At 35.2% G+C, this 3,374-nt stretch carries 3 protein-coding genes; 2 read left to right on the forward strand and 1 reads right to left on the reverse strand.

Annotated features, from left to right (window positions below):
* Positions 1 to 776 (forward strand): DNA gyrase C-terminal beta-propeller domain-containing protein (locus ABGX27_06185; GenBank protein ID MEO2069085.1); only part of this gene is annotated, 776 nt, incomplete at its 5' end.
* Positions 773 to 2,050, forward strand: coding sequence for a serine--tRNA ligase (gene serS / locus ABGX27_06190; GenBank protein ID MEO2069086.1), 1,278 nt, complete (start codon positions 773 to 775; stop codon positions 2,048 to 2,050). The genes ABGX27_06185 and serS, both read left to right, overlap by 4 nt.
* A 41-nt stretch (positions 2,051 to 2,091) precedes the next feature.
* On the opposite strand, the gene ABGX27_06195 is transcribed toward serS, so the two are convergent.
* A partial coding sequence (locus tag ABGX27_06195) for a hypothetical protein (protein ID MEO2069087.1) occupies positions 2,092 to 3,374 on the reverse strand: 1,283 nt, incomplete at its 5' end.

Raw genomic sequence — 3,374 nt, forward strand, 5'->3', positions numbered from 1 at the left:
TCTTTACAAACGTAGGAAAAGTATACTGGCTAAAGGCTTACGAAATACCAAAGACCCAAAAATCCTCAAAAGGACAGTCTATAAGGAACTTTCTACCAGGAATTTCAGGGGTTGAAACAATCTCAAGAATAATACCTGTAAAAGATTTTGATATTCAAAAGGATGTTGTTTTTGTTACTCAAAAGGGATTTGTGAAAAGAACAAAACTTTCTGAGTTTTCAAACCCTAGATCTATTGGAATCAATGCAATTAACTTAGAAGAGGGAGATAGATTAATCTACGTAGGACTTGTAAGTGAAAAGGATCATTTACTTCTTATCTCGAGCAATGGAAGGGCTATAAGATTTTCTATCCAAGATGTTCGTCCTATGGGAAGGAGTGCTCGTGGTGTTAAAGGAATGAGCTTGGATTTAGATGAAAAAATCGTTGCTGCTACCAGTATAGAACCTACCGATGTTTACCTCTTGATAGTTATGGAAAGAGGCTATGGTAAAAGAGTTCTTCTTTCCGAATTTCCCCTTCAAAGGAGGGGCGGTAAAGGAGTACTTGCTGCAAAACTCAGCGAAACAACAGGAAAGGTAGCAGATGCTACAACCTTGAAAGGTGAAGAAGATGTAATAATTGTTTCAAAGAATGGAAAGATAATAAAGGTTAATAGTAGTGAGATTCCTGTTTACTCTAGATACACAAGAGGAGTGAGAATTCAAAAGCTATCTTCTGAGGATCTTGTTGTTTCTGTCTCAAAAGTGAAAGAGAGTTTGGAGGATGAGGAATGATTGACATAAAACTCGTTAGAAAAAAACCAGAAAAGGTTAAAGAGTTATTAAAGAGAAGAGATGAGAAGTATGCACTTATGATTGATGAACTTTTGGTTGTGGACAATGAAAGAAGAACAATAATTTCAAAAGTGGAAGATTTAAAAGCCAAAAGAAACAAATATTCAAAGGAAATTGGTAAGCTTTTTAAGGAAGGTAAAAGAGAAGAAGCTTTAAAGCTAAAGGAAGAAGTTGAAAATTTTTCTAAAGAAATTGCTCTTTTGGAAAAAGAACTGGCAGAAGTTGAGAAAAGGTTTGAAAAATTAATTCTTTCAATTCCTAACCTTCCACACCCATCTACCCCAATTGGTGAGGATGAAAATGACAATATTGTAGTTAGGTATTGGGGAGAAAAGCCTGAGTTTTCTTTTGAACCTATACCACATTGGGACATTGCAAAAGATCTTGACATTCTAGATTTTGAAAGGGCTGCTAAACTTTCTGGTTCAAGGTTTGTTATTTACAAAAAGTGGGGGGCAAAATTAGAACGTGCATTAATCAACTTTATGCTTGATTTACACACCGAGCAACACGGTTACGAGGAAATAATACCTCCATTTCTTGTAAACACAAAAACAATGACTGGTACGGGACAACTTCCAAAGTTTGAAGAAGATCTTTATAAGATTGATGGTGAAGATTTATGGTTAATTCCAACAGCAGAAGTTCCACTCACTAATATGTTTGCTAATGAAATCCTAAAAGAATTGGATTTACCTAAATATCTTACAGCTTACACTCCTTGTTTTAGAAAAGAGGCTGGCTCTCACGGAAAAGATGTCAGAGGAATAATGAGACTCCACCAATTTAATAAGGTGGAACTTGTAAAAATTGTCCATCCTGAAAAGTCCTATGAAGAACTGGAAAAACTGGTTAATGAAGCTGAAAAAGTATTACAACTTTTAGGTTTACATTATAGAGTTGTCGAACTATGCACAGGTGATCTTGGTTTCTCTGCTGCTAAGACTTATGATATTGAAGTTTGGATTCCATCCCAAGGTAGATACAGGGAAATATCTTCCTGCTCAAACTGTGAAGATTTTCAAGCAAGAAGGGCAAAAATAAGATTCAGAGATAAAGAGGGTAAAACAAGGTATGTTCATACATTGAACGGTTCTGGTTTAGCAGTTGGCAGAACGGTAATTGCAATATTGGAACAGTATCAACAAGAGGATGGTTCTGTTGTAATTCCGGAAGTGTTAAGAGATTACATGAAGGTTGAAAGAATTTTCTAACTTTTAAATAGAAACAGGGAGGTGCCACGGGGCACCTTCTCTTAATCTACCAACCATTTATCAACAACAAAACTACCAGTTGTCGCTCCACCGCCAGAAATTGAGCAGTAAAACTGTTGAACTAAGCCACTTGTTGTTTTACATAGCTCTTCTGCATCATCAATTGTTAATCCTTTTGGTGGTTCTACTCCTTGATATGTTAAATCTCCAATGTACAAACTACCCTGCGTCCAAAAAGCCAATTTTGATTCTGTATTTACATCCTTTATATCAATTCCTCCCGGTGCAACAACATCTCCACCTTTTACCCAAGTTACGAAGTTTACACCTGTTGTGTTCTTTTCAAAACTTAAAAGTTGTCCATTATCTTTCGTAAAGTATTCATCACCAATGTTCTTTTCTAAAATTTCGTAATACAATGATGCATACTCTGGATAATCATTAGCAAGATTAAAGATCTGTTCTATTGCTGAAGGGAATGAATCGTATCCATAACCAACATCCTTGCCTGCAAGTAAGAAAACATTGGGATTTGTCGCAAAAGATGTATTTTCAATGTTGAAAAGGTCATTAACGATAAAAAGATCATGTTGTGTATATACAACAAAATTTGCAGAATTTTTTATTTGATCATACTGAAAATCAATTCCGTCATCGAAAAAGATTATATCACCGTTAGATAAAACATTTAAGTTTAAATTGTTGGACGCCGTACTTTCAACATTTATTTGTCCTATTTTTGTAGCATAGTCTCCGTAAACAATTGTAGGGTCTGAGAACAGTAAGTTCAAATCGCCCGCAATTTGAGATGTTTCAATGTTGGTGTTAACTGCCTGCAAGTAATAACTTGAATAAAAGCTCAAGTTTGCATTTCCCTGAATTCCCGTGCCTTCCAAATTAAAGTTCTCGTATGTCAAACCATACCCTTTCGCATCTAAATTAAATTCTTTTCCAATCTGAGAATTCTTTATAGTCAAGTCCTCCCACGCTACTCTACCTTCCTTGTTGTAAAGAAGAATATTAAGGTTACCTTTAGTCTGAACCCCTTCAATATCTAAATTTGAAAATCCAAGACCGCCATATGATAAAGTTGAGTAAGAAGTAAGTTCAAGATTAATGTTATCGAAATTACTATTCTTTATGGAGAAGTTATTAAACTGAGTAGCCCCAGTTGAATATAGCACTACATTTGTATCGTAAGGAGAGTATATTCCATATATTTTGAAGTTACCAAATGCTGTTCCACCTGAACTACTTATCAACTTTACATCTATCGGTGCATTTATACTTGCGTTTTTCAGTTCGAAATTACTTAAAGCAACCT

The organism is Desulfurobacteriaceae bacterium, from assembly GCA_039832905.1.
Lineage (GTDB): Bacteria > Aquificota > Aquificia > Desulfurobacteriales > Desulfurobacteriaceae > Desulfurobacterium.